Below are 24862 nucleotides of genomic sequence, written 5' to 3' on the forward strand. Positions count from 1 at the left end.
TTATTCATCGTTATCGACGCGCTGGGCCAGCGCTTTGCCCGGCTTGAAATGCGGCACATATTTTTCAGGTATATCGACTGGCGCGCCGGTTTTCGGGTTACGCCCGCGTCGTGCCGGTCGGTGATTGACCGAGAAACTGCCAAAGCCACGAATCTCGACCCGTCCACCTTCAGCCAATTCGCGCACAATTGTCTTCTGAAGAAGCCCAACCGCCAGCTCCACGTCGCGCTGCGACATGTCGGGCTGGCGATGGGTCAACTCCTGAATGAGATCGGACTTGGTCATTGATCACACCGTCGCTTTCGAACGGATTCTTGCCGAAGTCCCTTATACCATTCCAATGCGGTACCGGCCAACTTAGGACGAACGGTCGTTATCGTCGGCGTCGATCTGCTCTTTCAACAGATCACCAAGACTGGTCGTACCTTGCGACGCGTCGGTATCACCGTAGTCGCGCACGGCCTGCTTCTCGTTTTCTTCGACCATTGCCCGAATCGAGAGCGTGACCGTATGCGAACGTCGATCAACGCCTACCACACGGGCTTCGACGGAATTGCCTTCGGTCAGCGCGCTCCGTGCATCATCAACGCGTTCGCGTGCGATATCCGACGCGCGGATGTGACCAACCACGCCATTACCGAGATCCACGTTGGCACCGCTTTTCTCAACACTACTGAGTGTGCCGGTGACATCACTGCCTTTCGGATAGTCACTCATGAAGCGCTCGACCGGATCGTCGGTCAACTGCTTAACGCCAAGCGAAATGCGCTCACGGTCCGGGTCGATCGACAACACCACGGCTTCGATGTCCTCGCCCTTCTTGAACTGGCGCACGGCTTCTTCGCCTTCTTCGTCCCAGGACAGATCCGACAGGTGCACCAGGCCATCGATGTTGCCGGGCAGCCCGATAAAGATACCGAAATCCGTGATCGATTTGATCTGGCCGGTGACATGATCGCCGCGCTGATGGTTGTTGGCGAAATCTTCCCATGGGTTGGTCTGACACTGTTTCATGCCGAGCGAGATACGCCGACGCTCTTCGTCGATCTCGAGCACCATGACTTCGACTTCTTCGCCGACCGACAGGATCTGCGACGGATTGACGTTCTTGTTGGTCCAGTCCATCTCGGAGACGTGAACCAGGCCTTCGACGCCGGATTCGATTTCGACGAATGAGCCGTAGTCGGTGATATTGGTGACGTTGCCGAACAGACGTGTGTTTTCCGGGTAGCGCCGTGCAATATCGACCCACGGGTCTTCGCCCAGCTGCTTGAGGCCCAGCGAAACGCGCGTGCGCTCACGATCGAACTTGAGGATCTTGACTTCGATTTCTTCACCGACCGTCACGACTTCGCTCGGATCCTTGACCCGCCGCCACGACATATCGGTGATGTGCAGCAAGCCGTCGATGCCGCCCAGGTCGACGAACGCACCGTAATCCACGAGGTTCTTGACCACGCCCTTGAGCACCAGCCCTTCTTGCAGCGTGTCGAGAAGCTGCTTGCGTTCCTCGCTGTATTCTTCCTTCAAGACATCGCGGCGCGAGACCACGACGTTATTGCGCGCACGATCGAGCTTGATGACACGGAACTCGAGCGGCTTGCCTTCGAGATAGGTCGTATCCCGTACCGGCCGCACGTCGACCAGCGACCCCGGCAAGAACGCCCGGATACTGCCAACATCGACCGTATAGCCGCCCTTGACCTTGCCGCTGATCTGGCCGATAACCGACTCAGTGTTTTCGTAGGCGTTGTTCAGGAAGTCCCAGGTGCGGATGCGCTGAGCACGCTCCTTGGATACGCGCGTTGCGCCCATGCCGTCTTCGACGGCCTCCAGCGCGACCTCGACGTCCTGACCTTCCTCAACTTCTGTTTCGCCGCTTTCGTTTTGGAACTCGTCAATCGAGATAACGCCTTCAGATTTCAGGCCGGCGTCGACAATGACGACTTCCGGCTTAACCTCCAGAACGGTCGCGTTGATCAGCGATCCGGGCTGCATGGTGCGCCCCTGAAGGCTTTGCTCGAATAACTCAGCGAAACTTTCGGTCATATTTGTGGTCTATCCTGTGACGGCAACGAGCGTCACAACGGTTGGTGAAATTGCCGGTGCCGCTTTTGCGACGCCGGTACGACGTACAACTCGATCGAGCACACAGGCACGCGAACCGCTTGTCAGGCGATGCCTTGCCGACTCACCTCGGCAAGCAGCCGCTCAAGCGAGCTGGACGGATCGTCATCGCTGGTATCGATGACTACGGCATCCGCTGCAGGCTTCAACGGCGACGCCTCACGCTCGCGATCCCGCGCGTCCCGCGTTTCAATCTCGTTGTAAAGTTTTCCGATTTTATCAGTGGTCTTGGGCATCGACAACTGAGCGAGCCGTCGCCGGGCTCGCTGTTCAGCCGACGCCGTTATATAGAACTTGCATGCGGCGTCCGGGAAAATGACCGTCCCCATGTCGCGGCCATCGCCGATCAGCCCGGGCGGCTGTGCAAATGCGCGCTGGCGCGCCAGCAGTGCATCGCGAACCGCCGGCACAGCGGCCCACTGCGACGCTTGCTCGGCCACTTCAGAGGATCGGATCGTCTCGGTGATATCTTCACCCTCTCGCGACACGCGAATGCCGTCGGGCGTGATCTCAAAAGACACGGCGAGTTGTGCCGCTGCGTCCGCAGCCGCCGTTCGATCCGCCGCCACGTCCGGCGACCATCCGGCACGTGCGCCGATCAAACCCATCGCGCGATATAGGGCGCCACTATCCAGCACCTGCCACCCCAGCCGTTGCGCGAGCGCGAGTGCCAGCGTGCCTTTGCCCGCGCCCCCCGGGCCGTCGAGCGTTATAACGGGTGCGCTTTCTGCCATCGTCATTGCCTCGCGATTGCCAAACCAGCTTCGGCGGCAAGTGTCTCGAAACCGGGAAACGATGTCGCGACCGGCGCGCAGTCGTCGATGACAATTGGCGCACTGGCGCGGAGCGCGGCCATTGCAAACGCCATGGCAATGCGATGATCGCCGTGCGTGGCAATCCGACCACCAGCAAATGCATCGGCGGCGTCCGTACCTGTGATGGTCATGCCATCGCTCTGGATGGTCACATCAACCCCAAGCGCGGCCAGCCCGCCGGCCACCACGGCGATTCGATCGGATTCCTTAACCCGCAATTCGGCCGCACCGGTGATTTGCGTGGTGCCGCGCGCGCAGGCTGCGGCAATACAAAGCGCCGGCAGTTCGTCGATGGCTAACGCCACATCCACCGCGCCGATATCAATCGCGCTCAAATCGCCGCCACGTATATGCAGATCGGCGACCGGCTCGCCGGCGAGTTCGCGCTCGTTGTGGTATTCGATCACCGCCCCCATACGGGCAAGACAATCGAGCACACCACGACGCGTCGGATTGATCCCGACCTCGCTCAGCCACAACGCACTATCCGGCGCGATCGCCGCACCAACCAGAAAGAACGCCGCCGATGACAGATCCGTCGGCACGACCACATCCGTTCCATAGAGCGGACTCCCGCCAATGATCGATACGCCCGCCTCAAAACGCGTTACCGGCACCCCGAAACTCGATAGCATGCGTTCGGTGTGATCGCGACTGACACCGACCTCGCGCACCGTGGTCCGGCCGTCGGCGAACAGTCCTGCCAAGAGCACACAGGATTTGATCTGCGCACTGGCTACCGGCGGCGTGTAGTCGATAGCGGTCAGCGGGCGTTGCCCATGCACCGTCAACGGCGCGCAGCCTTCATCTGATTGGATGGCCGCCCCCATCTGCGTCAGTGGCTCGATAACCCGATCCATGGGCCGCCGATACAAGCTGGCATCGCCGGTTACATGGCTGGCAAACGACTGCCCTGCCAGCACGCCGACTAGCAGGCGCATCGACGTGCCTGAATTGCCAAGATCCAGTGACGCATCAGGAGCCGTCAACGAGCTGGCACCCGTGCCTTCAATCTGCCAGCACTCACCCTCGCGCTCAACGCGCGCGCCAAGTGCACGCACGGCCGCCAGTGTTGCCAGACAGTCCTCGGATTCTAAAAACCCGGCCACTGTGGTCCGACCTTCGGCGATCGCCCCCAGCAGCAATGCGCGGTGCGAGATTGATTTATCGCCGGGCACACGTATTTGCCCGGTTAAACGCCCGCCAGGTTCAATGTGGAATTCCATGGGGTTAAAGCTTTTGCAACGTCAGACGACTCCGCGCGGTTTGAGCCCGCTGGATACGCTCGAACACGGCTGGCGCATCGTCATTGGCGATTGCACGCCGGGTTTCGCCGAGGGCGCCGATATAATCGTCGAGTGCGGCGACAACAGCATTTCGATTGGCGGCGAAAATATCGCGCCAGACCGCCGGGTCACTGGCTGCGATGCGGGTTAAATCGGCAAAACCGCCGCCTGCATAGTCGAATACCGTGTCGGCATCGTCGCCCGTGGCTAACGCGTCGACCAGCGTAAAGGCCAGCGCATGCGGCAAATGACTGGTCGCAGCCAGCAAGCGGTCGTGGGTCGCGGCCGATAACTGTGTCACGTGCGCGCCGAGCGCCTGCCAGAGACCGGATACGAACGCCGTTGCCCCGGCATCCGCTTGATCATCCGGCGTCAATACGACACGGCGACCATCGAACAACTCGGCGAACCCAGCCTCCGGGCCACTATGCTCCGTACCGGCGATCGGATGTCCGGGCACGAACCGTGAATAAGCCGCACCCAAGCCGTTCTGCGCGTTAGCCATGACATCGGCCTTGGCGCTGCCGACGTCGGTCACGATCGACTGCGGACCGATGACATCGGCGATTTCTGAAAACACGGATTCAGCCTGACCGAGCGGTACCGCCACGATAACCACATCGGCATTCGTGGCCGCGCGTGCGGCGCCAATCTCCACGTGATCGACAAGGCCGCACGACAACGCACGTTCACGCTCATCCGCATTCACCACGGCGCCAACGCACTCGCCAGCAAACCCGGCACGCGCGAGACCAAGCGCGATCGACCCGCCGATCAACCCAAGACCGACGATCGCGATCCGATCAACCGCCAAGACGTCGTTCACGACGTTACCGCATCCAGCGCTGCTAAGAACCGGTCGTTGTCGCTCGCCCGCCCGATCGTGACCCGAATGTGGTTCGGCAGGTCGTAACTGGCCAGCGAACGCACAATCACACCCTCATGCAGCATAGCTTCGAAGATCGGTTCGGCAGCACTACCACAGTCGAAGGTGACGAAGTTGGCCGCGCTGGGCAACGTATCGAACCCACGCGCGGCCAACTCGCGTTCAACCCGGGGGCGCTGTTCGCAGTTGGTCGCAATGGATTGCTCGATAAAGTCGGTGTCATCGAGCGCCGCCGCAGCCCCGATCTGGCCAAGCGTGTGGACATTGAACGGCTGACGAATACGATTCAGAAGATCGGCAATAACCGACGACGACAGGCCGTAGCCAACCCGCAGCCCGGCCAAGCCGTAGATTTTGGAAAACGTGCGCGTGACGATCAGGTTATCGTGGCGCTCTAAAAGTGCGCGGCTGTCCACGCGCGCCTCGGGATCTTGGTACTCGACGTAGGCCTCGTCCAGCACAACGACAACAGACGACGGCACGGCGGCAATAAAGTCTTCGAGCGCCTCACGCTCGATCCAGGTGCCGGTCGGATTGTTCGGGCTGGCCAGGAACACCACGCCGGTATTAGCGTCGATCGCCTGGAGCATCGCCTCCAGATCATGGCCAAACGGCATCGATGCGCGCGCACCGAGCGCGGGCACAACACGCGCCTCGGCATTAACCGCGCGCGTGACAATCGGATATACAGCAAATGCGTACTGCGACAAAACGGCATTTTTGTCCGGCCCGAGAAACACCCGTGCGGCCAATTCCAGAATATCGTTGGAGCCGTTGCCGAGGGTGATACACGCCGGCTCGATGTTGTAGCGCGCAGCGAGTTTCTGTTTCAGCGGCGTCGCATTGCCGTCGGGGTAGTAGCGCAGATCACCGGCATGCTCGGCGAGCGCCGTTTGCGCGGCCGGAGCCATGCCGAACGGGTTCTCGTTCGAGGCGAGTTTCAGGATCGACTCCACCCCCAGTTCGCGCTCCAGGTCGGCGATCGGCTTACCGGGCACATAAGCGTGCAACTCATGGATCCCGGCGTGGGCGTTGTTCCAGACAGCGTTACTCATGCAGATTGTCACGATTCGTGGTCGCGCCGATGCTCATACGACAGTTGCGCGACGGCCCCAAGTCAACATGCGCATGATAACCCGCACGCGCAATCAGCGAGCCGCCCCTAGGCACCCCCTGCCACACGCATTTCAGTGCGCACCTAGCCGTCTGATTCACCCACAGCGCGTGGATAGGAGCCGAGAACTTTCAGGAGCACAGCTTCGGACTCGATCGCAGTCAGTGTCCGCTGGATCGCGTCGTCGTCGGTGTGGCCTTGCAGGTCGATGAAGAAATTGTAATCCCACGTGCCACGCTGTGACGGCCGCGACTCAATCCGCGCCAGATCCACGCCAGCGTCCGCAGCCGGAGCCAGGAGCCGATACAAGGTCCCGGGTCGGTTCTTGATCGCGACCATGATGGAAGTCGTATCGCAGCCGGTGCGGGCCACGTTTTGCTTGCCGAGTACCAGGAACCGCGTTGTGTTGTCGGGGTCATTCTCGATGTTGCGGGCGAGTGCATCGAGGCCATAAGCGGCACCCGCTGAGTGGCCAGCGATAGCGGCGATCGAGTCATCCCCGGCGGCCGCCCGCGCAGCCGCCCCATTGCTAGACACGCTCCGGCGGACGACGTTGGGCATATGCACATCAAGCCACTCGCCGCACTGGCCGAGTGCCTGACCGTGGCCCTGGATTTCGTGAATATCGTCGAGCGACGCCGCGCGCGACAACAACTGATGATGGATACCGAGTCGAATTTCGCCGCATATCGAGAGCCGGCTATCGACCATCTGATCGAGCGTGGAGCTGACCACGCCCTGTGTCGAATTCTCGATCGGCGCTACACCGAAGTCGGCATTGTCGGCCGCGACTTCGCGAAAAATCTGCTCGATCGATTCCTGCGGTCGGGCGGACACCGATTGGCCGAAATGGTCGTAGACCGCAGCTTCGGTGTAGGTACCTTCAGGCCCGAGATAGGCGACGGCCAAGGGCTGCTCCAGCGCCCGGCACGCCGCCATGATCTCGCGCATGATCCGGGTCATGGCCGGAGCGGACAGCGGCTTGTGACTACCCGCCGCGACCTGACGCAATATTTCAGCTTCGCGGCCGGGCCGATAGAAATCGGCGCGGCCGTCGATCTGTTTGATGCGCCCGACCTCCTCGGCCCAGCCGGCACGCTCGGCGATCAACGATTGCAATCGACGATCAATTTCGTCGATCGCCTCGCGTGCGGCTATCATTTTATTGCCGGTATTGTCGTTCATGTGGGAATAATCACCGACAAGCGGCGACCGCGTCTAGACACGATCACCGAAAGAACCGAGATAGCTTACACGCAGCACGCCATCGATGGCCTGCAATTCATCCAGCACACCGTTTTCAATCGCTGGGTCGACGTCGAGCAGCGTGTAGGCGATTTCACCTTTCGACTTGTTCAGAAGATCGGCGATGTTATAGCCGCGGTTGGCGAGAATCGAGGTGATTTGGCCAACCATATTGGGCACGTTGTCGTTGACCACTGCCACACGATGGGCGCCCGGATTCGGCGGCATGACCGCTTCGGGGAAGTTCACCGAGTTGCGGATATGGCCGTATTCCAGATACTCAGACAGCTCGTCAGCGACCATGATCGCACTGTTGTCCTCGGCCTCGTCTGTCGAGGCACCGAGATGCGGCAAAGCGATGACCTTACTATGCCCGCGCAATTTTTCTGACGGAAAGTCACAGATGTAGTAGCGCAGGTTGCCATTATCCAACGCGTCAAGCACGGCGTCTTCATCGACGATTTCGGAACGTGCGAAGTTCAGCAGCACCGAGTTCGGTTGCATAGAAGCCAAGCGCTTGCTATTGACCAGATTCTCGGTAGCTTCGACCAATGGCACGTGTAGCGTCACGAAATCTGATCCAGCGAACAGCGAATCGGCCGACAGCGCTTCGTCGACGTCGGCGTGCAAACGCCAGGCGTTATTGATCGTGATGCCCGGATCAAAACCCTGCACCTTCATGCCGAGCGCGTGTGCGGCGTTGGAGATGTTTACACCGACCGCACCAAGACCGATGACGCCGAGTTTTCGCCCCGGCAATTCGGTTCCTTTGAATTCTTTCTTGCCGGCTTCGACTTTCTTTTTGAGGTCGTTACCTGTCTCCTCCAGGCTCTCGACATAGCACCAAGCATCGATGATGTGGCGCGAGACCGCCAGCATGCCGGTTAGCACCAGCTCCTTGACAGCATTGGCGTTGGCACCTGGGGCGTTGAACACTGGCACACCACGCCTTGTCAACGCGTCAACCGGAATATTGTTGACGCCCGCACCGGCCCGGCCGATCGCCTTGATCGAGTCGCCGAACTCGGTGTCGTGCAGGTTGGCCGAACGCACGATGAGGGCGTCTGGCTCGCCGATGTCCGAGGCGACTTCGTAACGCTCGCGCGGCAAGCGTTCCAACCCACGTGTGGAAATGCTGTTCAACGTCTGGATCTTGAAAGTCATAGATCTCCTGGCTTCAAATAAAATCGAGCGAGACGCGGCGGCTAATCAGCCGTTCCGCGCCTCGAAATCGCGCATGAAGTCGATCAACGCATCAATGCCGGCCTCCGGCATGGCGTTATAGATCGAGGCGCGCATACCGCCGACCGAACGATGCCCTTTCAGCGCGTGCAGACCCGCTTCCTCGGCCTCGGCAAGAAACGTCTTATTCAGATCGTCGTTGGCAAGCAGAAACGGCACATTCATGATCGAACGTGCATGCTCGGCGACCGGATTGCGATAAAAAGCCGACTCGTCAATCGCCTGATAGAGCTTGTTCGCCTTGCGCTGGTTCACGTTAGAAATGCTTTCGAGGCCACCCTCGTCCAGCAACCATCGAAACGTCAAACCCGCCATATACCACGCAAAACACGATGGCGTATTCAGCATGGAGCCGCCATCGGCCTGCTGGGCGTAGTCCCAGGTCATGGGCACAGTCGATTGCGCCTGGTCCAGAAGGTCGTTACGCACGATGACGATGGTTATGCCCGCTGGGCCGGCGTTTTTCTGAGCTCCAGCGTAGATAATGCCGTACTGCGACACATCCAGTGGTTCGGCCAGAAATGCTGACGACAGGTCGGCAACCAGTGGCGTATCACCCGTGTCCGGCGTTTCCGGAAACGCCAGCCCCTGGATCGTTTCGTTCGGCGTGTAATGAACATAAGCCGCGTCGTCGCTGAGTTGCCAGCTATTGCGCGGCGGCAGGTCCGTAAAGCTTATATCTTCGCTCGATGCCGCCACGCGGGCGTCACCGTATTTGCCGGCTTCCTTGACGGCTTTTTTGCTCCAACTGCCAGTGATCAGATAATCGGCAACCGCCGAGTTGCCCATCAAATTTTGCGGCACGGCTGAGAATTGGCCAGCAGCACCGCCTTGCAAAAACAACACGCTATAGTTATCGGGCACTTTCAGAAGCCGACGCAGATCGGCCTCGGCGTTTTGCGCGATCGACATAAACGCCTCGCCGCGGTGACTCATTTCCATCACCGACATACCAGCGCCCTGCCAATCGAGCATATCGGCCTGAGCCTGCTCGAGGACTGCGCGCGGCAGCGTAGCCGGTCCGGCGCTGAAGTTGTACACACGTGCCATAGGGTCTTTGCTCCCTACTTCAAATGACTGGTTATCCGGCGACGGGGTCAGCCGTCGTCTTCGGTGCTGTCGTCAGCCGTCGAGGCGTCGTCGGACTCGGTCGCAACACGGTCGATACCGACGAGTCGCTGATCGTCGTCCATACGGATTACGCGCACACCCTGGGTATTGCGCCCCAGCTGCGAGATCTCGCTGACCGCGGTGCGAATCAATGTGCCAGTGTTGGAGATGAGCATGATTTCGTCGGATTCGACGACCTGCGTCGCACCTACGACCGCCCCGGTCTTATCCGAACATTTAAGTGCGCGCACGCCCTGGCCACCACGACCGCGCAGCGGGAAATCGGTCACCGCAGTGCGTTTGCCGTAGCCGGACTCGCTCAGCGTCAGCACATCGCCTTCGCGTACCACGATCAGCGAAATCACGGCATCATTACAGTCGGCCTGTAACCGCAACCCGCGCACACCGGCCGCATCACGGCCCATCTGGCGCACGTCGGCTTCGGTAAAGCGGATGCCATTGCCGGCGCGCGAAAACAGCATGACTTCATCTTGCCCGCTGGTCAGGTTGACGCCAACCAGCGCGTCGTCGCTACGCAGATCAATAGCCCGAATGCCAGCGGCACGGGGGCGCGAGAATTGCTCCAGCGCAGTCTTTTTGACCACGCCGTCCCGCGTGGCGAAAAAGACATTCTCGCCGGTCGTGAAGTCCTTGATCGGCAGCACCTGCGAGATACGCTCGTCGCTGTCCAGATTCAGAAGATTGACGATCGGCTTACCGCGCGCACCACGGCCTGCACTGGGCACGTCGTATACCTTCAACCAGTAGACCTTGCCCACTGACGAGAAGCACAGCAGCGTGTCGTGGCTGTGGGCCACCCATAATTTATCGATGAAGTCTTCATCGCGCGTCTGTGTTGCCGATTTGCCCCGTCCGCCGCGGCGCTGCGCGCGATAGGCCGACAATGGCTGCGACTTGACATAGCCAGCGTGAGTGAGCGTAACCACCACGTCTTCCGGCTCGATCAAATCGGCCGTGGTTAGGTCACGGTGTGCCTGAATAATCTCGGTGCAACGTTCGTCGCCGTACTCTTCACGTATGGCCTTGATCTCGCCACGAATGACTTCGAGCAGGCGCTCTTCACTGGACAGAATGTCGATGTAATCAGCGATTCGGTCGAGCAACTGCTCGAATTCTTCGATGATCTTGTCCTGCTCGAGACCGGTCAGGCGATGCAGACGCAGGTCCAGGATCGCCTGGGCCTGGGTGTGGGTGAGCTGATAGCTGCCATCGTTCTGCAGACCATCCGTGACCGACAGGTCGGCCGGTCGCGACGCATCGGCGCCGGCACGCTCGACCATGGACGTAACCTGCCCCGGTGGCCAGCGGCGGGTGGTCAACGCTTCTTTTGCGGCTGCCGGGTTGGCCGCGCTCCGAATCAGTGCGATGACATCATCGATATTGGCCAACGCGACGGTCAGGCCTTCCAGCACATGAGCACGCGCTCGCGCCTTGGCCAGCTCGTACTGTGTACGGCGGGTGACCACTTCGCGCCGGTGCCGGATAAATGCTTCTAGCAGCTGCTTTAAATCCAGCGTCTTCGGCTGACCTTCGTCCAGCGCCACCATGTTGATGCCGAACACGGTCTGCATCTGCGACTGGCGATAGAGGTTGTTCAGCACCACCTCAGGTGTTTCACCGCGCCGCAGCTCGATGACCATGCGCATGCCGTCTTTATCGGACTCGTCACGCAGTTCGGTGATGCCGTCGATGCGTTTGTCCTTGACCAGCTCGGCGAGTTTTTCCAGCAACCGGGCTTTGTTGACCTGATACGGCAACTCAGTGACGACAATCGCCTGTTTGCCTTGTTTATCAATGGTCTCGAAGTGGCTACGAGCCCGGATATAGATTCGGCCACGCCCGGTGGCGTAGGCCTCACGAATGCCTTCGGCACCATTGATGATGCCGGCGGTCGGAAAGTCCGGCCCCGGCAGATGTTCCATCAGCTCATCGAGCGTGATGTCCTCGTTATCGACCAGCGCCAAACAAGCACCAGCCAGTTCGCCGATGTTGTGCGGCGGGATGTTAGTCGCCATGCCCACGGCGATACCGGTGCCACCATTGACTAGCAGGTTCGGCAGGCGCGTGGGCAACACCTCCGGTTCGGTTTCGGATTCGTCGTAGTTCGGCTGGAAATCGACCGTATCCTTGCCGATATCAGCCAGAATCTCGTGCGCGAGCTTGGCCATACGGACTTCGGTGTAACGCATGGCCGCGGGCGCGTCGCCGTCGACCGAACCGAAGTTACCCTGACCATCGACCAGCACGTAGCGCATGGAAAAATCCTGCGCCATGCGAACGATGGTGTCGTAAACCGCCGAGTCGCCGTGCGGATGGTATTTACCGATGACGTCACCGACCACACGCGCCGATTTCTTGTACGCCTTGTTGTAATCGTTACCGAGCTCGTGCATGGCATAAAGCACACGCCGATGCACCGGCTTCAATCCATCACGCACGTCGGGCAATGCTCGCCCAACGATGACGCTCATGGCGTAGTCGAGATATGACTGCCGCATCTCATCTTCGAGATTGATCGGCAGTATTTCTTTAGCGATGTCGCTCATTTTTTCAGCGTTATCGACCGCGTATCAAAGCCATTGCTGGCACGTCGTTACCACGGTGTGTTGACGGTCAGGCGCCAATGCGCATGAGCCGTCGACAAACGCCGCAGTCTAGCACAGCAAATCCCCATGCCCCGGCCGCATACACAACGCCTTTGGCTGTCCCCGAATCTGCCCGCCAACTACCTGTGCATTTAGCTGACTGCGCTAGCCACACGCACTGGTTCGTTGCCATGCGACCAGCGGTCGCACATGGCTACACGATCACGCCGTAGCGACCGATTTCGCCGGACCGAGATACCGCCGGTTTACGACCTGGTAACCAGGCTAGTCTAAAGCGCAACACCCAAGCCACGGGCGGCAACTCGGTGCAAGAAAGCGCCGGCAACGCGATGACGCTGCCATTTGCGGTCGGTATCCGCCACACTGTGTTGCAGCCTGCCGTAAACTACGGCGTACCGGCCATTAATAATCGCCGGCTCCAGAACCAGTCGAGAACTGCCATGAGCGTCAGCGACCAAAACGCCGAATTCAACAAGTTTGCCGACCACGCCGCCAACTGGTGGCAAGCCGACGGCGCCATGCGCCCATTGCACGACATCAATGGACCGCGCACCGACTTTATCGACCAGCGTGCGCCAGTGGCGGGTAAAAAGGTGCTCGATGTCGGCTGCGGTGGCGGCCTGCTCGCCGAGGAATTGGCGCAGCGCGGCGCGCACGTCACCGGCATCGACGGCGCCGCTCCCATGATCGAAACAGCGCGGGCACACGCTGCTGAATCCGGTCTCGACATAACCTATCGAACAATCCAAACACGCGAGCTGGTGGCCGAAGCAAAAGGCGCATTTGACATCGTCATCGGCTACGAAATGCTGGAACACGTCGACGAACCCAACTACGTCGTCGACGATTGCGTGGCACTGTGCAAACCCGACGGTGACCTATTTTTCTCGACCATCAACCGAAGCGCACTCGCCTGGGCAATAGCTATCGGCGGCGCTGAATACGCACTTGGCCTGCTGCCACGCGGCACGCACGAATACAGCAAACTCATACGCCCAAGTGAACTCGCCCGCTGGCTGCGCGACGCCGGCGTCGAACCATCCGAGATCATTGGCATGCACTACAACCCACTGACCCGATCAGCGACTTTCGGCGGCCAGCCACGCGTCAATTACTTCGTGCACGCAGAACGCCAACAGGCGGCACGATGAGTGCGCCTGCAGTCCTATTCGATCTCGACGGCACACTGCTCGACACCGCGCCCGACCTAGTCGGCGCAGTTAACGAGCTCCGACATGAGCACGGCCTGGACACACTACCGCGCTCGGTGCTCGCACCGATGTGCTCATATGGCGCCCGCGGCATGCTCGAACGCGGGCTCGACCTGCGTCCTGGCGATAACGGTTATGAGGCCACTTACCACGCTTTCATCGACCGTTACCAAGCCCGGCTGACACGCGAAACCGCGCCCTATCCCGGCATCCGTGCCTTGATTACCGAGCTTGTCGAACGCGGCTGGCACTGGGGAGTAGTCACCAACAAGGCCGAAGCACTCGCCGTGCCGCTCATGCAGACGATGGGATTCGAGCCGCCACCCGGCTGCGTCGTCGGCGGTGACAGCGCGCATGCCCCCAAGCCCGATCCGGCGCCCATCGAGCTTGGCCTTGCGCACCTAGGCGCCAGTGCTGCTGGATCAATTTATGTCGGCGACTCAGCACGCGACATGCAGGCCGGCCGAGCGGCCAAACTCCACACCATCGGTGCCGCCTACGGATACATACCCGCCGATGAAGACCCAGCTACTTGGCAATCCAACACGACAGTGACAAACGCGGCCGACATCGAAAGCGCGATCAACGAGCTAGCCCCAACCGAGTCCTGATCGTTCTCAACGCTGGCTGAGGAGAAAACTAACGCCCGCTCGTGCGGGGAACGGCTTAGTAAAGCAGGCGTGATTTCCGATGATCCGCCCCCGCGGGTGCGGGGAAGCCTGGTGGGTCTTGCCGAGCAGCGTCTCGATAGCGGGTCGATCCCCGCAGATGCGGGGAAGACAGCGAATCCGCCCAACTCGTCGCATTCGTCGCAGGTCGATCCCCGCGGGTGCGGGAAAGCCAGGCTCGCAAACCCCTCAAGCGGTTTTCGTATAACGCCGAGCGCGACGGCGGGCATGGCACCAACCCGTCTCAAGGGGGCTATCCGTCGTGCAAGACGTGGTGGTCTAACTCGGATGATGGGGTACGCGACCGGCTCAAAGCGCAACTGGATACAGCTTTTCAGAAAAGCGTGTATTCCACGTTTCCGTCGAATAAGGCCGACGAGTATACGATTCGCGGGCTATTGAATAACCGGGCCGGGAGTGCCCATGGCAATGCTGGCACGACGGGGTCAGGTGGCGCCGGCGGCAACTGGTTCACTTCAACCCTAGGCACGGTTGGCGGCATGCTAGGGGTTGGCGTAGGCACCCTGCCATCTTACGGCATGCAGAGCGTGGCTGCCCATGCCCTGCCCAAAGTGCAGTACCTGGTGCTGATGGCCATCGTAATGGCCATGCCGCTCGTCATCGTGTTCTCAGGCTACAGCTTTGAAGTGGTCGGCCTGCTCACATTCGCCTACTTTGGCGTGATTTCGTTGGACTTCTGGTTCCAGTTATCCCACTGGTTACAGAACCATCTGACCGATTTGGTCTACGATAGCGAGGCCGCCAAGATGGGCTATGTGGCCGGCCTGGGATCCGTCTATGACCAGGGTGTCCTGGGGTTGGTGAAGGCCACGCTGATGTTCGTGTTCCCACCGCTCTGGATGGGGATGCTCAGTTGGGCTGGTTATAGCGTGGGTACTGGGATTAGCACATCCCTTACCAAAGGAGGAGATGGAGCAAGCAGCGCCGGTAAGGAAGGCGGCAAGAAAGGCCAGAATGAAACCTCAGGAGGCAAAGTTTAGTGCGCCGTCAAGCCTAATCGTCTTGGCGGATGCCGCTTATATAGAAACCAGGTCCGGCAGATCCGCAATCCCAACCATCCTGGTTTTGATCATCGTCAGGTTGATTATCGCTTTCAGAAGCCATCACCGCAGCGAGGAAATTCGCGACCAGGCTAAGCACTGCGGCGACAATAGCCAGACACAGCCGGCCGAAGGCCAGGCTGATCGCTAGGCCACGGTGATGGTTGGTGCTGGTATTTGTAGTCGCCATGATCGTCTCCGTGTGAGACCGCTCCAATCCACAACGTAGCGCGCCACGCTTGTTTTATCAAATAGCTAAGCCGGCTTCATGGCTGTCTAATAACGCTTATTAAATTGGGCGAGCGAACAGCGCGTAGACCCAGGAAAGGCCTTTACGGGAACCTGTTATGGGCTCAAAGAGCGCATGCGCGGTGCCGCCCATGGCTTCACGCCGCGGCGGCAGCCCGTCAAGCCAGAGCCAACCTTCGGCAAGATGACTGCGCCGATCACGCAGCTTGTCGTTCGGCCAAGCCTTGGCTTGAAATCGTGGCGAAATCTTGCCGATATCGTGCAGGAATGCGAACGCGGAAAGCCACTGGTGTTCGGCATCTTCCAATGTGCGGCCGGCGGCGTGCCGCAGGCGTTCGGCAATCACCGGTTGACGAATCAACGCTTCGAATACCGCTGCGACATCCATGCTGTGGTGTATAACGTGATGAGTTGGCTGACCGTCTGAATCGGTCTTGCCCCAGGCTGAGCGAGCTGCATCCATAGTCGACATACTAGCGGTCGTCACAGCGGTAACGCCAGCGGTTAAAGCGACATTCCGATCTGCCGCTTAGTGTTTTTGATCTGTCTATGCTTGGATCACAATCGTGGTCAGAACCAGCACCGCGAATAGCAGCGTGCCGGCTGCCGTAAGCCCAATCAAAACCGGTGCGGCAAGTGCTGTCGGCAGCGGTCGGCACGCGAGCATTCGGCGACGGCGCAATGCCATGTTTGCGGTCAACGCCGCGAAAATCAGTGCGCCGCCGATTGCGGCCACGTGCAGCGCATTAAGCGACGAGAGTTCACGACGCAGTAAAAAAAGCACGCCATTGGTGACAAACGCCAGACTGGTACGGACCCAGGACAGATCAGTACGCTCGGCCTGTAGCCCGGCACGTTCGGAAAACGGGCCATCAACCATGGCCAAAACCGCTGTACAACAGCGCTAGCGCAAGGACCAACCCGCCGACAACGAGCACGCCCAGGGCAAGCAGCCACGGCAATAGTGTCGACGGCAACGGTGCATCCCGGCGCATCGCTTTCTGGCTGGCATGCCAGCGCAGTGCGGCGCCGGCGACACTGGCAATACTAACCACGGCCAACACACCGCCGAGCAACCGGCCGCTGCCGGCAAATGCGATGCCTGGCGCGAATTTGACCACGGCAACGGCGCCGGCCAGCAACGCGAGTGCGGTCCGTATCCACGCTAGAAATGTGCGCTCATTCGCTAACGTGAATCGATAGTCCGGCTCGTGCTCGTCCGACTGTGTGCTCCGATTCGCCCTGTGCGTCATAAATAAATCGAATATCGATATGTCATTGCCGATATTATGACGCCAAGTAGATGTCAGTTCATACCATGGCTCGGGCGGCGCTTTTCAAAACCGTGATCAGCCGATAATGGCGCGTTCAAAACATCACGACATAGCCCAACGTCGCGCATGCCGCGGCATGCGCCAATCGCCGCCGCTACAACAAGTTCCCGGCTATCGCGCGATTCACTATAATGAGTGGATGCAAAATGCAGATTTTCTTAAGGATATCGCCGCACAGCTAGCGCGCATCGCCGACGTGCAAGAGGCACAGCTCGCTGAGTCTCGCCACACCGTCGATGGCCACATCGACTGGTCGGCGCGCGCGTTTCGCTGGCGCGATGACGGTCGCCTGCAGGCCATTGCCCAGCCGCAGGCGCTGCCACTCGAACGCCTCCATGGCATCGAGCATCAAAAAGAGCGGCTCGTTGCCAACACGCGACAATTTGTCGTCGGCGCACCGGCCAACAACGCCCTACTTTGGGGCTCGCGCGGCACTGGCAAATCCTCGCTGGTCAAGGCGCTATTGCCGGCGTTTGGCGAACAGGGCCTGCGCGTGGTTGAGGTGCCGGCCCATCGCTTGGTCGACCTGCCCGACCTCGTAGGGTTACTGGCCGAGCGGCCGGAGCGATTCATCGTGTTTTCAGACGATTTATCGTTCGAAGGTGGCGATGCCAGTTTCAAAGCCTTGAAGGCCGTGCTGGATGGATCCCTGGCAGCCACGCCGGACAACGTTCTGATCTATGCTACCTCGAACCGACGTCACTTGATGCCCGAATTTCAGTCCGAGAATCAGGCGGCACAAACAGTCGACGGTGAAATCCACCACGGTGAAGCGGTTGAAGAAAAGATATCGCTGTCGGAGCGTTTTGGCCTTTGGCTGTCGTTCTACGCGTTCGATCAGCAACAATATCTAGAGATTGTTGCCCGTCATCTAGCCACGCACGACATCGATGCCGCCATCGGCACCGAGCAACCCTGGGAGCGAGCCGCGCTGCAGTGGGCGCTCGCGCGCGGCAACCGCTCGGGTCGTGCCGCCGAGCAATTTGCCCGCGACTGGGCGGGCCGCTCGGCGACGAGTGACGAATAAAGCTATTCGGCCGCTGTCTCACGCTGCAGCTCGACCCCGCACCGACGGCATAGATAGCGCTGGCCACGCGCCACGCGATTGTGGCGGATCGTGGTCAGCCAAGCCGTTTCGGCGCAGCCGCACCGATAGGCAAAGCGCTGCATGCGGCGGCTCGGTTCCACCGGCAGTCGATGACACGCACGTGCCGGCACACCGAAAGACTGCATCAATTCACGCCACGCGGGGCCATGTGGTTTGACGCGGCGACCATAACGACGATGCACGGCGACATGTGCGACTTCGTGCGGCACGGTTTCACGCAGCATCGACATCGGATGCGAAGCCAATAGCCCCGCGTTGAAACGAATCTTATCGACCTGCCGTCGTGGCCTTGTCGCAAGCACGGCCTGACCAGCGGCGCAACCAACAAGGTCGAACACCACACCCGGCGCTGGAAGCTTCTTCGGCTCCAAATGCAAAATCTCGCGGGCACGGCCCAACCAGTGATCGACCTCGGCGCGCACCTGCGCTGCGCGCGGCACCTCATCGTCAACCGGCGCCATCAACCGACACATGCAGGACCGTTCATGCCGGCATTGTACCCTGCGCCCCAGGATTAATCGGCAGCCGCATCGACCCAGCGCCGCACGCAAAATTGGCCATACGCAAAGCCTGCGATAGCGCGACCGAATACGCCGTGGGTCGACCTAGCGCGCGTTCTCGCTTGGCGCATGCCGTGCCGCGGCTCGGTGCAAACGGCCTCGGCCATCGACGTGACGGGCATAGCGCCACAGAATGGGGGTGATGAGCTCGACACGTAAGGATCGACGCACGCGGCGCCGCAAGCTGCTCGGTGCTGGCGTGCGTACCGTCGGCCGTGGCGTGCTTCGCACGGTGCCGGGAGGTGATTACGTCCGGAGCTGGCAGAAAACCGGCGAGGATTGGTACGACACACTCGGCAACCTACGCGGCGCGGCCATGAAGCTCGGCCAGATTGCCTCGCAGTATCACGATGTCCTGCCATCGGCAATCACCGAACAACTGGCCAGGCTGCAGCGCGATGCTGAACCGTGGCGGTTCGAGGACATCGAACCGGTGCTGGCGGAACGCCTCGACCCCGAGCAGTACGCGCGCATTCAACATATTGAGCCGACGGCACTAGCGGCTGCGTCCATCGGGCAAGTCCACGCAGCAACCCTGGACAGCGGCGACGAAATCGTTATCAAGATTCGTTATCCGGGTATCGCCGATGCGGTCGACGCGGACATCGCCAACCTCGGGCGGCTGTTGAAATGGTCGCGACTGCTGCCCGCCCGGGCCGGCGATATCGATGCGATATTAACCGAGCTCCGACAACGCTTCGGTGAAGAAACCGATTACGACCTCGAACGCGCCAATCTGGCGCATCTGCGAACCATGGAGCTACCCGGCCAGGTCTTGCCGGAGCCGATACCCGGGATGTGCGCCGACGGCGTGCTGAGTATGACGCGCGTGGACGCCGCCGCATTTACCGAGGCCGATCCGGACGCAGCAGAAATATTGGTCGAAGGCGTCTGTCGACAAGTTTTTACCCACGGTGCGCTGCACGCCGACCCACATCCAGGCAATTTCGGCATACGCGACAATGGCGAAGTCGCGATCTATGACTTCGGCTGTGTCAAATACCTGACCCTCGACACGCGACTGGCGATGCGCGATATCGTCGCCGCCGGGCTGGATCAAGACTGGGAAAGCGTGCATGCCGCACTGGAAAAACTTGGCGGCGTGCCGCCGAATCGGTGGGCCACGGACGGCGCGGTTTACGCCGAGTTATATCAAAACTTCGCCGACATCGTGCTTGAAGCGCTGGAGGCGGAACCAGTGTATACCTTCAGCGACGACGGCCTCATTCAGCGACTGCGCGCCGAACTCCGCGCGTCGCTGACCTATTGGCACTATTTCAACGCCGTCCCCGAGACGATTTTCGTTTTGCGCACACTCAGCGGCTTGTACTGGTTGCTGCGCCAAATCGAAGGTCAGGCACCGGTTCTCGAACTGCTCGAGCGCATCGCCAACAACGAATTCGGGCCGTTCGACGCCGACGAATCAAGCACCGATCAAAGCTGATCCACTGTGCCGTGAAACGCCGGCGGCTACGAAGCAACCAGACTATTTAACCGCCCCCAGGGTCAGGCCACGTGCGATGTATTTGTGCACGACGATGCCACCGACGATGACCGGCGCACAGATCATGGTGGCGCTGGCCATCACTTTGGTCCAAGGCACGGAATAGCCGCCTAGATAAGCCATCGCGATCGTCGGCGCCGTTCGCGCTTCGTCGCTGGGTGTGAGCACAGACGCGAAGATCAGGTTATTCCAAGCGAATATCCCGGCCAGGATCGCGGCAACAGCAATGCCCGGTTTGACCAATGGCAGTGCAACCCGCCAGAAAATCTCAAACCGATTCAAACCATCCAGCAATGCCGCCTCCTCGAGAACAACGGGGACCGACCGGAACTGATCGACCAGTAACCAAACGATCAACGGCACAACGAATACCTGATAAACCAGGATCAAAACCAGCGGGGAATTGATTAGATTCAAGCTCGACGCGGTCAGATAAAACGGCAACAGAATGACCACGGGCACCAGCATCCAGTTAGTGACGTACCAGAACCAAATCTGTTTACGCCCAACAAAGCTGTACCGAGCGATCCCGTAGGCTGCTGGCGCGCCAACCGCCAGGCCAAGTGCGATAGCACAACTCGTCACGATGACCGAATTCTTCAGCGCGGTCAGGATGCCCGAGTCGAATATCGCATCGATATAACCAGATAAGGTCGGGTGCCAAAACCAGACTGGGGGCACACTGAATAATTGATCGGCCGTTTTCAACGACGCCGCAATCATCCAATACAAAGGGAAAAGGATCGTGATCAGGATCAAGATGATCCCGACTCCATGCACAGCCTTGCCAAACCAGTGTCTCAACATTTTTCGATTAGTCCTTTGTTTTGAAACCCCGGCATTACGAGTCGCGGTAGAACGCTTTGATATAGATCTGGGCGAGGACGATCGACATAACCAGCATCAAAACCGATTCGGCAGAAGCCAGACCAACGTCGAAACCACGAAAACCGACGCGCTCGATATGCAACATCGCCGTTCGCGTCGCGCCGCCTGGTCCCCCTTTCGCGATTGAATAGATCATACCGAACGCTTTGACGGTAAATGCGGTCTGAAAAACCAATGCAGCCGTAATGCCCGGCCACATATACGGCAGCACGACGCTTTTGAAACGCGGCCACCAGCGTGCCGTTTCCAACATGGCCGCCTCTTCAATATCCTTCGGAACAGTCGCCAAACTCGCTGAGAGTACAAGCGCCACGAAAGGCGTCCACTCCCAGATCTGGACGATCACGACGGTCGCAAACGCACTGACCGATCCCCCGAGCCAATCCACCGGCCCGATGCCCACGAGCCCGATCAGATAGTTAATGATGCCGAACTGCTGGTTGAACATCAGTTGGGCGAGCAGCCCGATAACAGCCGGAGTGACCGCGATGGGTATCACCAGACAGATTTGCAGCAAGCGTTTCAGGAATGGGTTGTGTGGCGCATCGAGGGCGAGCGCAATCGCCATGCCGAGTGCTAGCTGGACGGGTAGTGTGATGGCCAAAAGCACGAGCGTACGTGCGACCGACAGGCCAAACGCCTTCGTGGTTAAGGCCTCGATATAATTGGATAAACCGCTAAAACTCGGGGTACCAAACCCCATCGTCCAATCGTGAAAGGAAAAATAGCCGGTATAGACGATTGGAAAGAGCCCGACCATCAGCAGAAGAATCAACGACGGCGCCACAAAGAACCAAGGTTCTAGTCGTTGTCGTAACGGCGGCCGAACGGTGTCGGCTCCGCCCACCTGACCGGTCGACTCGACGAATTCTGTTTTTGTTGTCGTCGCCATAAGTTTTACCTAAAGAATCACGCTGCTATAGCCGGCTATTAACCTAAAATAGGCCGACGCGGGCCGCCTGACGACGATCCGCGCCGGATTCACTCAACGAACTACTGCATATCCTTATACTTAGATACGTACTTACGCGGCGTATTGGCGCCCTGCCAACAATCCGCCGACTTCATGTACGAGCTAAGCTTATCGGCCAGCTTGTCCAGCGTCTTTTTAACCGGTTGCTGTTTTTGCTCCATGCGCGAACCATAGTCCGACACGATGTTCGAGAACTTCGGATAGCACTTCAATTGTGGCCGCCAATCCGGCACCGTCGAATGCCGCCAGGTCTTAACCATCGGTTTTAAGTACGGATATTCCGACTGAATCTCGGGATTGGTATTCGCACTCTGACGTGCAACAACCGCGCCATGTTCGATCAATGGCTTGGCCATCTTCTTGGATGTCAGCCACTGAATGAACAGATACGACGCATTCTGTTTTTCCTTCGGGATCTGCGAACTCACCATGTAAGCGAACCCACCGAAGGCTGATGCACTATCTTTGGGCCCTTGGGGCTCGGGCGCAACGCCCAGATGATCACCAATCTTGGACTGCTTGAGCGACGTATAGAACGACGACCATTCGGTGATCATCGCAGCCTTGCCCTGGATCAACGCCTGCACGACTTGCGGATGGTCGTCGGACACGATGCCGGACGGCATCATGTTTACGAGGCGACGTCGAAACTTCAGGCCTTCGACGGCCTGCGGCGAATTGACGGTGACTTTTTCCTCATCGACGTTTAGAAACTGTCCACCCCAGGGTGACAAGAAGCGCGCAAAGGCGTCAGCCGTCTGAGTCTCGTTGTTGGCCGATTGCAGCATGTAGCCATACTGTTTTTGGCTTTTATCGGTTAGTTTCTCCGCATATTTCGCGAGCTGAGACCAGGTCTTGGGTGGCCCGTCGAATCCGGCGTCTTTTAGCTTTTTCTTGTTGTAGTAAAGAAGGCCGGCATAGCTATCGAACGGCATGCCGTAGAGTTTGTCGTTAATCGTAAAACTCGCGGCCCATACCGGGAAAAAATCCCCCAGATCCAGCTTCGGATTCCGGAGCTTATCGTTACTGGTGAATTTCTTCATGGGCACCACCCAGCCGGCGTTTGCAAAAGTCACCGGCCATACCACGTCACTTAATATGACGTCGTATTGATTGCTGTGCGACACAAAATTAAGCGTTTCAGCCTTGAGCGCACTCTCGTAGGGCAGCGAGACCCATTTGACATTGATGCCCGTCTTGTCCTCAAACCGAGAAGTCAGCTCTTGCGCTGCCTCGTAGCTTGGCCGCTCGAGACCGACGACCGTGATCGTCGTGCCCTTGTAAGGCGCCGCGGCCTCTTTCAGGTTCCATGCGAACGCCGATCCTGAAAACAGCATTCCGGCAAGCGCGGCGAGTGCTGCGCCGCCGATAACCCTTTGCCTGTTCATCGCCTTATCTCCTCTGACCCAGATTTGCATTACGTCCCCCATGACGCTGTGCCGCGTAGCGCCGGCCGTGGGCCAGGCGCTGCAATTGGAGCGGTGTTGGTGTTTGTATTATCGAACAGTTGATACCAACACTTTACATATATACGCTTCGTCGTGAGAGAGTGTCAATCAAACACTGCAGATAATCCACACCAAGAGCAGTCCAACGGGTGCACTGTCCATCAACCGTGCGCTAATTCAAGACCAACGCGTTGACGCAATCACCGACACGGAATATATAAGCTTATGTCGCAAGTCCAACTAGAACACATCGACAAAGTATTCGGCGGACAGCAAGTGCTGGACGACGTCGAAATTGATATCAACAACGGGGAGTTCGTCGTCTTCGTCGGCCCGTCCGGCTGTGGCAAAACCACGCTGATGCGCACGATTGCCGGGCTGGAGCAGCCGTCGGCCGGCCGTGTCACGATCAACAACCGCGACGTGACACGCCAACACCCGGCTGAGCGCGGCGTAGCGATGGTCTTCCAGTCTTATGCGCTTTATCCGCACATGACGGTCGCCCAAAACATTGGCTTTGGCCTCAGGCTAAGCAATAAATCCAAGGCCGAAATCGACCAGGCGGTCCAAGAAGTCGCCGGGATTCTGCAAATCGAGTCATTACTGGCGCGCAAACCGGCGGCATTGTCGGGCGGCCAGCGACAACGTGTCGCGATCGGTCGCGCTATCGTCCGTGACCCTGACGTCTTTTTGTTCGACGAACCACTATCCAACCTCGACGCCTCGCTACGCGTTCAGATGCGGGTCGAACTAATCAAGCTACACCGTCGGCTCGAAGCAACCATGGTGTATGTAACGCATGACCAGACCGAGGCGATGACGATGGCCGACCGCATCGTCGTTTTGAATAACGGACAAGTCGAACAGATCGGCACACCGCTCACGCTTTATCGCCATCCCCGCAATTATTTCGTGGCCAGCTTCATCGGCTCGCCCAAGATGAATTTCCTGAGCGTGGATTGCGAACACGTCGACGACGCCGGCGTTACGGTACGTCTGGCTGACGACACCCAGTTAACGGTCCCGGTCGACGACAATGACGTTCAAGCCGGGAGTGAATTGACACTCGGTGTGCGGCCCGAGCATCTTGGCATCAATGAAGGCGTCAACGGCCCGGCGGACGCCTACATCTCGGCTCAAGTAACGGTTGTGGAACATCTGGGCAGTGAAAGCCTGGTCCACGCGCGCCTGGCCAACGGCATGGAATTGGCATTAAAAACCAGCGGCCACGATACGATCGAGGCCGATGACAATCTGCACATCGCGATTCGAACACCGCTGTGCCACCTGTTCAACGGCAATGGCGAAGCACTGAAACCGTTGGAAAAACAGGCTGAACCAGCCGAAGCATAATTCCATACCACGCCTCGAACGTATCGTTTTGTTTATATTCGTCTCCGCAATCG

At 59.2% G+C, this 24862-nt stretch carries 24 protein-coding genes; 6 read left to right on the forward strand and 18 right to left on the reverse strand.

Annotated features, from left to right (window positions below; genetic code table 11):
* The 10 genes from HKX41_04145 to gyrA form a co-directional block, all read right to left on the reverse strand.
* Complete coding sequence (locus tag HKX41_04145; GenBank protein NNC23344.1) at positions 1-285, reverse strand: integration host factor subunit beta; 285 nt, start codon at positions 283-285, stop codon at positions 1-3.
* A 72-nt stretch (positions 286-357) separates the two neighbouring features.
* A complete protein-coding gene (gene rpsA, locus HKX41_04150; protein NNC23345.1) occupies positions 358-2049 on the reverse strand; it encodes a 30S ribosomal protein S1 in 1692 nt (563 codons plus the stop codon).
* A 122-nt stretch (positions 2050-2171) separates the two neighbouring features.
* On the reverse strand, positions 2172-2861 hold the full coding sequence (locus HKX41_04155; protein NNC23346.1) for a (d)CMP kinase: 690 nt from the start codon (positions 2859-2861) through the stop codon (positions 2172-2174).
* A gap of 2 nt (positions 2862-2863) precedes the next feature.
* On the reverse strand, positions 2864-4168 hold the full coding sequence (gene aroA / locus HKX41_04160; protein ID NNC23347.1) for a 3-phosphoshikimate 1-carboxyvinyltransferase: 1305 nt from the start codon (positions 4166-4168) through the stop codon (positions 2864-2866).
* Positions 4169-4172: 4 nt separating this feature from the next.
* Complete coding sequence (locus HKX41_04165) at positions 4173-5054, reverse strand: prephenate dehydrogenase/arogenate dehydrogenase family protein (protein NNC23348.1); 882 nt, start codon at positions 5052-5054, stop codon at positions 4173-4175.
* Positions 5051-6169, reverse strand: coding sequence for a histidinol-phosphate transaminase (locus HKX41_04170; protein ID NNC23349.1), 1119 nt, complete (start codon positions 6167-6169; stop codon positions 5051-5053). Before HKX41_04170 ends, HKX41_04165 begins: the two co-directional genes overlap by 4 nt.
* 143 nt (positions 6170-6312) lie before the next feature.
* Positions 6313-7413, reverse strand: coding sequence for a prephenate dehydratase (gene pheA, locus HKX41_04175; GenBank protein ID NNC23350.1), 1101 nt, complete (start codon positions 7411-7413; stop codon positions 6313-6315).
* Positions 7414-7446: 33 nt separating this feature from the next.
* The gene (locus HKX41_04180) at positions 7447-8637 is read right to left on the reverse strand and encodes a phosphoglycerate dehydrogenase (GenBank protein ID NNC23351.1); all 1191 of its coding nucleotides are present in this window, start codon (positions 8635-8637) and stop codon (positions 7447-7449) included.
* Positions 8638-8682: 45 nt separating this feature from the next.
* Positions 8683-9765: a 3-phosphoserine/phosphohydroxythreonine transaminase gene (serC, locus tag HKX41_04185; protein NNC23352.1), complete on the reverse strand. Its 1083-nt coding sequence runs from the start codon at positions 9763-9765 to the stop codon at positions 8683-8685.
* Positions 9766-9812: 47 nt separating this feature from the next.
* Complete coding sequence (gene gyrA, locus HKX41_04190) at positions 9813-12392, reverse strand: DNA gyrase subunit A (protein ID NNC23353.1); 2580 nt, start codon at positions 12390-12392, stop codon at positions 9813-9815.
* A gap of 500 nt (positions 12393-12892) precedes the next feature.
* On the opposite strand from gyrA, the gene ubiG reads away from it, so the two are divergent.
* From ubiG to HKX41_04205, 3 genes are all read left to right on the forward strand, one after another.
* Positions 12893-13603, forward strand: coding sequence for a bifunctional 2-polyprenyl-6-hydroxyphenol methylase/3-demethylubiquinol 3-O-methyltransferase UbiG (gene ubiG / locus HKX41_04195; GenBank protein ID NNC23354.1), 711 nt, complete (start codon positions 12893-12895; stop codon positions 13601-13603).
* Positions 13600-14274, forward strand: a complete 675-nt coding sequence (locus HKX41_04200; protein NNC23355.1) for an HAD-IA family hydrolase — start codon at positions 13600-13602, stop codon at positions 14272-14274. The genes ubiG and HKX41_04200 overlap by 4 nt, the downstream gene beginning before the upstream one ends.
* 218 nt (positions 14275-14492) lie before the next feature.
* Positions 14493-15332, forward strand: a complete 840-nt coding sequence (locus HKX41_04205; protein ID NNC23356.1) for a hypothetical protein — start codon at positions 14493-14495, stop codon at positions 15330-15332.
* A gap of 13 nt (positions 15333-15345) precedes the next feature.
* Here HKX41_04205 and HKX41_04210 read toward each other — a convergent pair whose 3' ends face one another.
* The 4 genes from HKX41_04210 to HKX41_04225 form a co-directional block, all read right to left on the reverse strand.
* Positions 15346-15582 (reverse strand): hypothetical protein, encoded by a 237-nt coding sequence (locus HKX41_04210; protein NNC23357.1) that lies wholly within the window; start codon positions 15580-15582, stop codon positions 15346-15348.
* Positions 15583-15681: 99 nt separating this feature from the next.
* Positions 15682-16128 carry a hypothetical protein gene (locus HKX41_04215; protein NNC23358.1) on the reverse strand — a complete coding sequence of 149 codons (447 nt, stop codon included), beginning with the start codon at positions 16126-16128 and terminating at the stop codon, positions 15682-15684.
* Between the two features lie 60 nt (positions 16129-16188).
* Positions 16189-16521, reverse strand: a complete 333-nt coding sequence (locus HKX41_04220; protein NNC23359.1) for a DUF202 domain-containing protein — start codon at positions 16519-16521, stop codon at positions 16189-16191.
* Positions 16514-16894 carry a DUF202 domain-containing protein gene (locus tag HKX41_04225; protein NNC23360.1) on the reverse strand — a complete coding sequence of 127 codons (381 nt, stop codon included), beginning with the start codon at positions 16892-16894 and terminating at the stop codon, positions 16514-16516. The genes HKX41_04220 and HKX41_04225 overlap by 8 nt, the downstream gene beginning before the upstream one ends.
* Before the next feature lie 220 nt (positions 16895-17114).
* On the opposite strand from HKX41_04225, the gene HKX41_04230 reads away from it, so the two are divergent.
* A complete protein-coding gene (locus tag HKX41_04230; protein ID NNC23361.1) occupies positions 17115-18002 on the forward strand; it encodes an ATP-binding protein in 888 nt (295 codons plus the stop codon).
* Between the two features lie 2 nt (positions 18003-18004).
* Here HKX41_04230 and HKX41_04235 read toward each other — a convergent pair whose 3' ends face one another.
* Positions 18005-18544: a hypothetical protein gene (locus HKX41_04235; GenBank protein ID NNC23362.1), complete on the reverse strand. Its 540-nt coding sequence runs from the start codon at positions 18542-18544 to the stop codon at positions 18005-18007.
* Between the two features lie 241 nt (positions 18545-18785).
* Here HKX41_04235 and HKX41_04240 point away from each other — a divergent pair, with 241 nt between their 5' ends.
* A complete protein-coding gene (locus HKX41_04240; GenBank protein ID NNC23363.1) occupies positions 18786-20087 on the forward strand; it encodes a hypothetical protein in 1302 nt (433 codons plus the stop codon).
* A 42-nt stretch (positions 20088-20129) separates the two neighbouring features.
* Here HKX41_04240 and HKX41_04245 read toward each other — a convergent pair whose 3' ends face one another.
* From HKX41_04245 to HKX41_04255, 3 genes are all read right to left on the reverse strand, one after another.
* Positions 20130-20954, reverse strand: coding sequence for a carbohydrate ABC transporter permease (locus HKX41_04245; GenBank protein NNC23364.1), 825 nt, complete (start codon positions 20952-20954; stop codon positions 20130-20132).
* Between the two features lie 34 nt (positions 20955-20988).
* A complete protein-coding gene (locus HKX41_04250) occupies positions 20989-21927 on the reverse strand; it encodes a sugar ABC transporter permease (protein ID NNC23365.1) in 939 nt (312 codons plus the stop codon).
* A 101-nt stretch (positions 21928-22028) separates the two neighbouring features.
* Positions 22029-23396 carry a sugar ABC transporter substrate-binding protein gene (locus tag HKX41_04255; GenBank protein NNC23366.1) on the reverse strand — a complete coding sequence of 456 codons (1368 nt, stop codon included), beginning with the start codon at positions 23394-23396 and terminating at the stop codon, positions 22029-22031.
* 285 nt (positions 23397-23681) lie between these two features.
* Between HKX41_04255 and ugpC the strand changes: the two genes are divergently transcribed.
* Positions 23682-24809: a sn-glycerol-3-phosphate ABC transporter ATP-binding protein UgpC gene (gene ugpC, locus HKX41_04260; protein ID NNC23367.1), complete on the forward strand. Its 1128-nt coding sequence runs from the start codon at positions 23682-23684 to the stop codon at positions 24807-24809.
* Positions 24810-24862 lie beyond the last annotated feature (53 nt).

Origin of the sequence: Salifodinibacter halophilus, from assembly GCA_012999515.1 — a bacterium.
GTDB lineage: Bacteria > Pseudomonadota > Gammaproteobacteria > Nevskiales > Salinisphaeraceae > Salifodinibacter > Salifodinibacter halophilus.

Bases quoted from the DNA above. Each gene is read 5' to 3' on its own strand.
- HKX41_04145 (NNC23344.1), bottom strand. From the start codon at position 285: ATGACCAAGTCCGATCTCATTCAGGAGTTGACCCATCGCCAGCCCGAC.
- rpsA (NNC23345.1), bottom strand. From the start codon at position 2,049: ATGACCGAAAGTTTCGCTGAGTTATTCGAGCAAAGCCTTCAGGGGCGC.
- HKX41_04155 (NNC23346.1), bottom strand. From the start codon at position 2,861: ATGGCAGAAAGCGCACCCGTTATAACGCTCGACGGCCCGGGGGGCGCG.
- aroA (NNC23347.1), bottom strand. From the start codon at position 4,168: ATGGAATTCCACATTGAACCTGGCGGGCGTTTAACCGGGCAAATACGT.
- HKX41_04170 (NNC23349.1), bottom strand. From the start codon at position 6,169: ATGAGTAACGCTGTCTGGAACAACGCCCACGCCGGGATCCATGAGTTG.
- pheA (NNC23350.1), bottom strand. From the start codon at position 7,413: ATGAACGACAATACCGGCAATAAAATGATAGCCGCACGCGAGGCGATC.
- HKX41_04180 (NNC23351.1), bottom strand. From the start codon at position 8,637: ATGACTTTCAAGATCCAGACGTTGAACAGCATTTCCACACGTGGGTTG.
- serC (NNC23352.1), bottom strand. From the start codon at position 9,765: ATGGCACGTGTGTACAACTTCAGCGCCGGACCGGCTACGCTGCCGCGC.
- gyrA (NNC23353.1), bottom strand. From the start codon at position 12,392: ATGAGCGACATCGCTAAAGAAATACTGCCGATCAATCTCGAAGATGAG.
- ubiG (NNC23354.1), top strand. From the start codon at position 12,893: ATGAGCGTCAGCGACCAAAACGCCGAATTCAACAAGTTTGCCGACCAC.
- HKX41_04200 (NNC23355.1), top strand. From the start codon at position 13,600: ATGAGTGCGCCTGCAGTCCTATTCGATCTCGACGGCACACTGCTCGAC.
- HKX41_04210 (NNC23357.1), bottom strand. From the start codon at position 15,582: ATGGCGACTACAAATACCAGCACCAACCATCACCGTGGCCTAGCGATC.
- HKX41_04220 (NNC23359.1), bottom strand. From the start codon at position 16,521: ATGGTTGATGGCCCGTTTTCCGAACGTGCCGGGCTACAGGCCGAGCGT.
- HKX41_04225 (NNC23360.1), bottom strand. From the start codon at position 16,894: ATGACGCACAGGGCGAATCGGAGCACACAGTCGGACGAGCACGAGCCG.
- HKX41_04230 (NNC23361.1), top strand. From the start codon at position 17,115: ATGCAAAATGCAGATTTTCTTAAGGATATCGCCGCACAGCTAGCGCGC.
- HKX41_04235 (NNC23362.1), bottom strand. From the start codon at position 18,544: ATGGCGCCGGTTGACGATGAGGTGCCGCGCGCAGCGCAGGTGCGCGCC.
- HKX41_04240 (NNC23363.1), top strand. From the start codon at position 18,786: ATGAGCTCGACACGTAAGGATCGACGCACGCGGCGCCGCAAGCTGCTC.
- HKX41_04245 (NNC23364.1), bottom strand. From the start codon at position 20,954: ATGTTGAGACACTGGTTTGGCAAGGCTGTGCATGGAGTCGGGATCATC.
- HKX41_04250 (NNC23365.1), bottom strand. From the start codon at position 21,927: ATGGCGACGACAACAAAAACAGAATTCGTCGAGTCGACCGGTCAGGTG.
- HKX41_04255 (NNC23366.1), bottom strand. From the start codon at position 23,396: ATGAACAGGCAAAGGGTTATCGGCGGCGCAGCACTCGCCGCGCTTGCC.
- ugpC (NNC23367.1), top strand. From the start codon at position 23,682: ATGTCGCAAGTCCAACTAGAACACATCGACAAAGTATTCGGCGGACAG.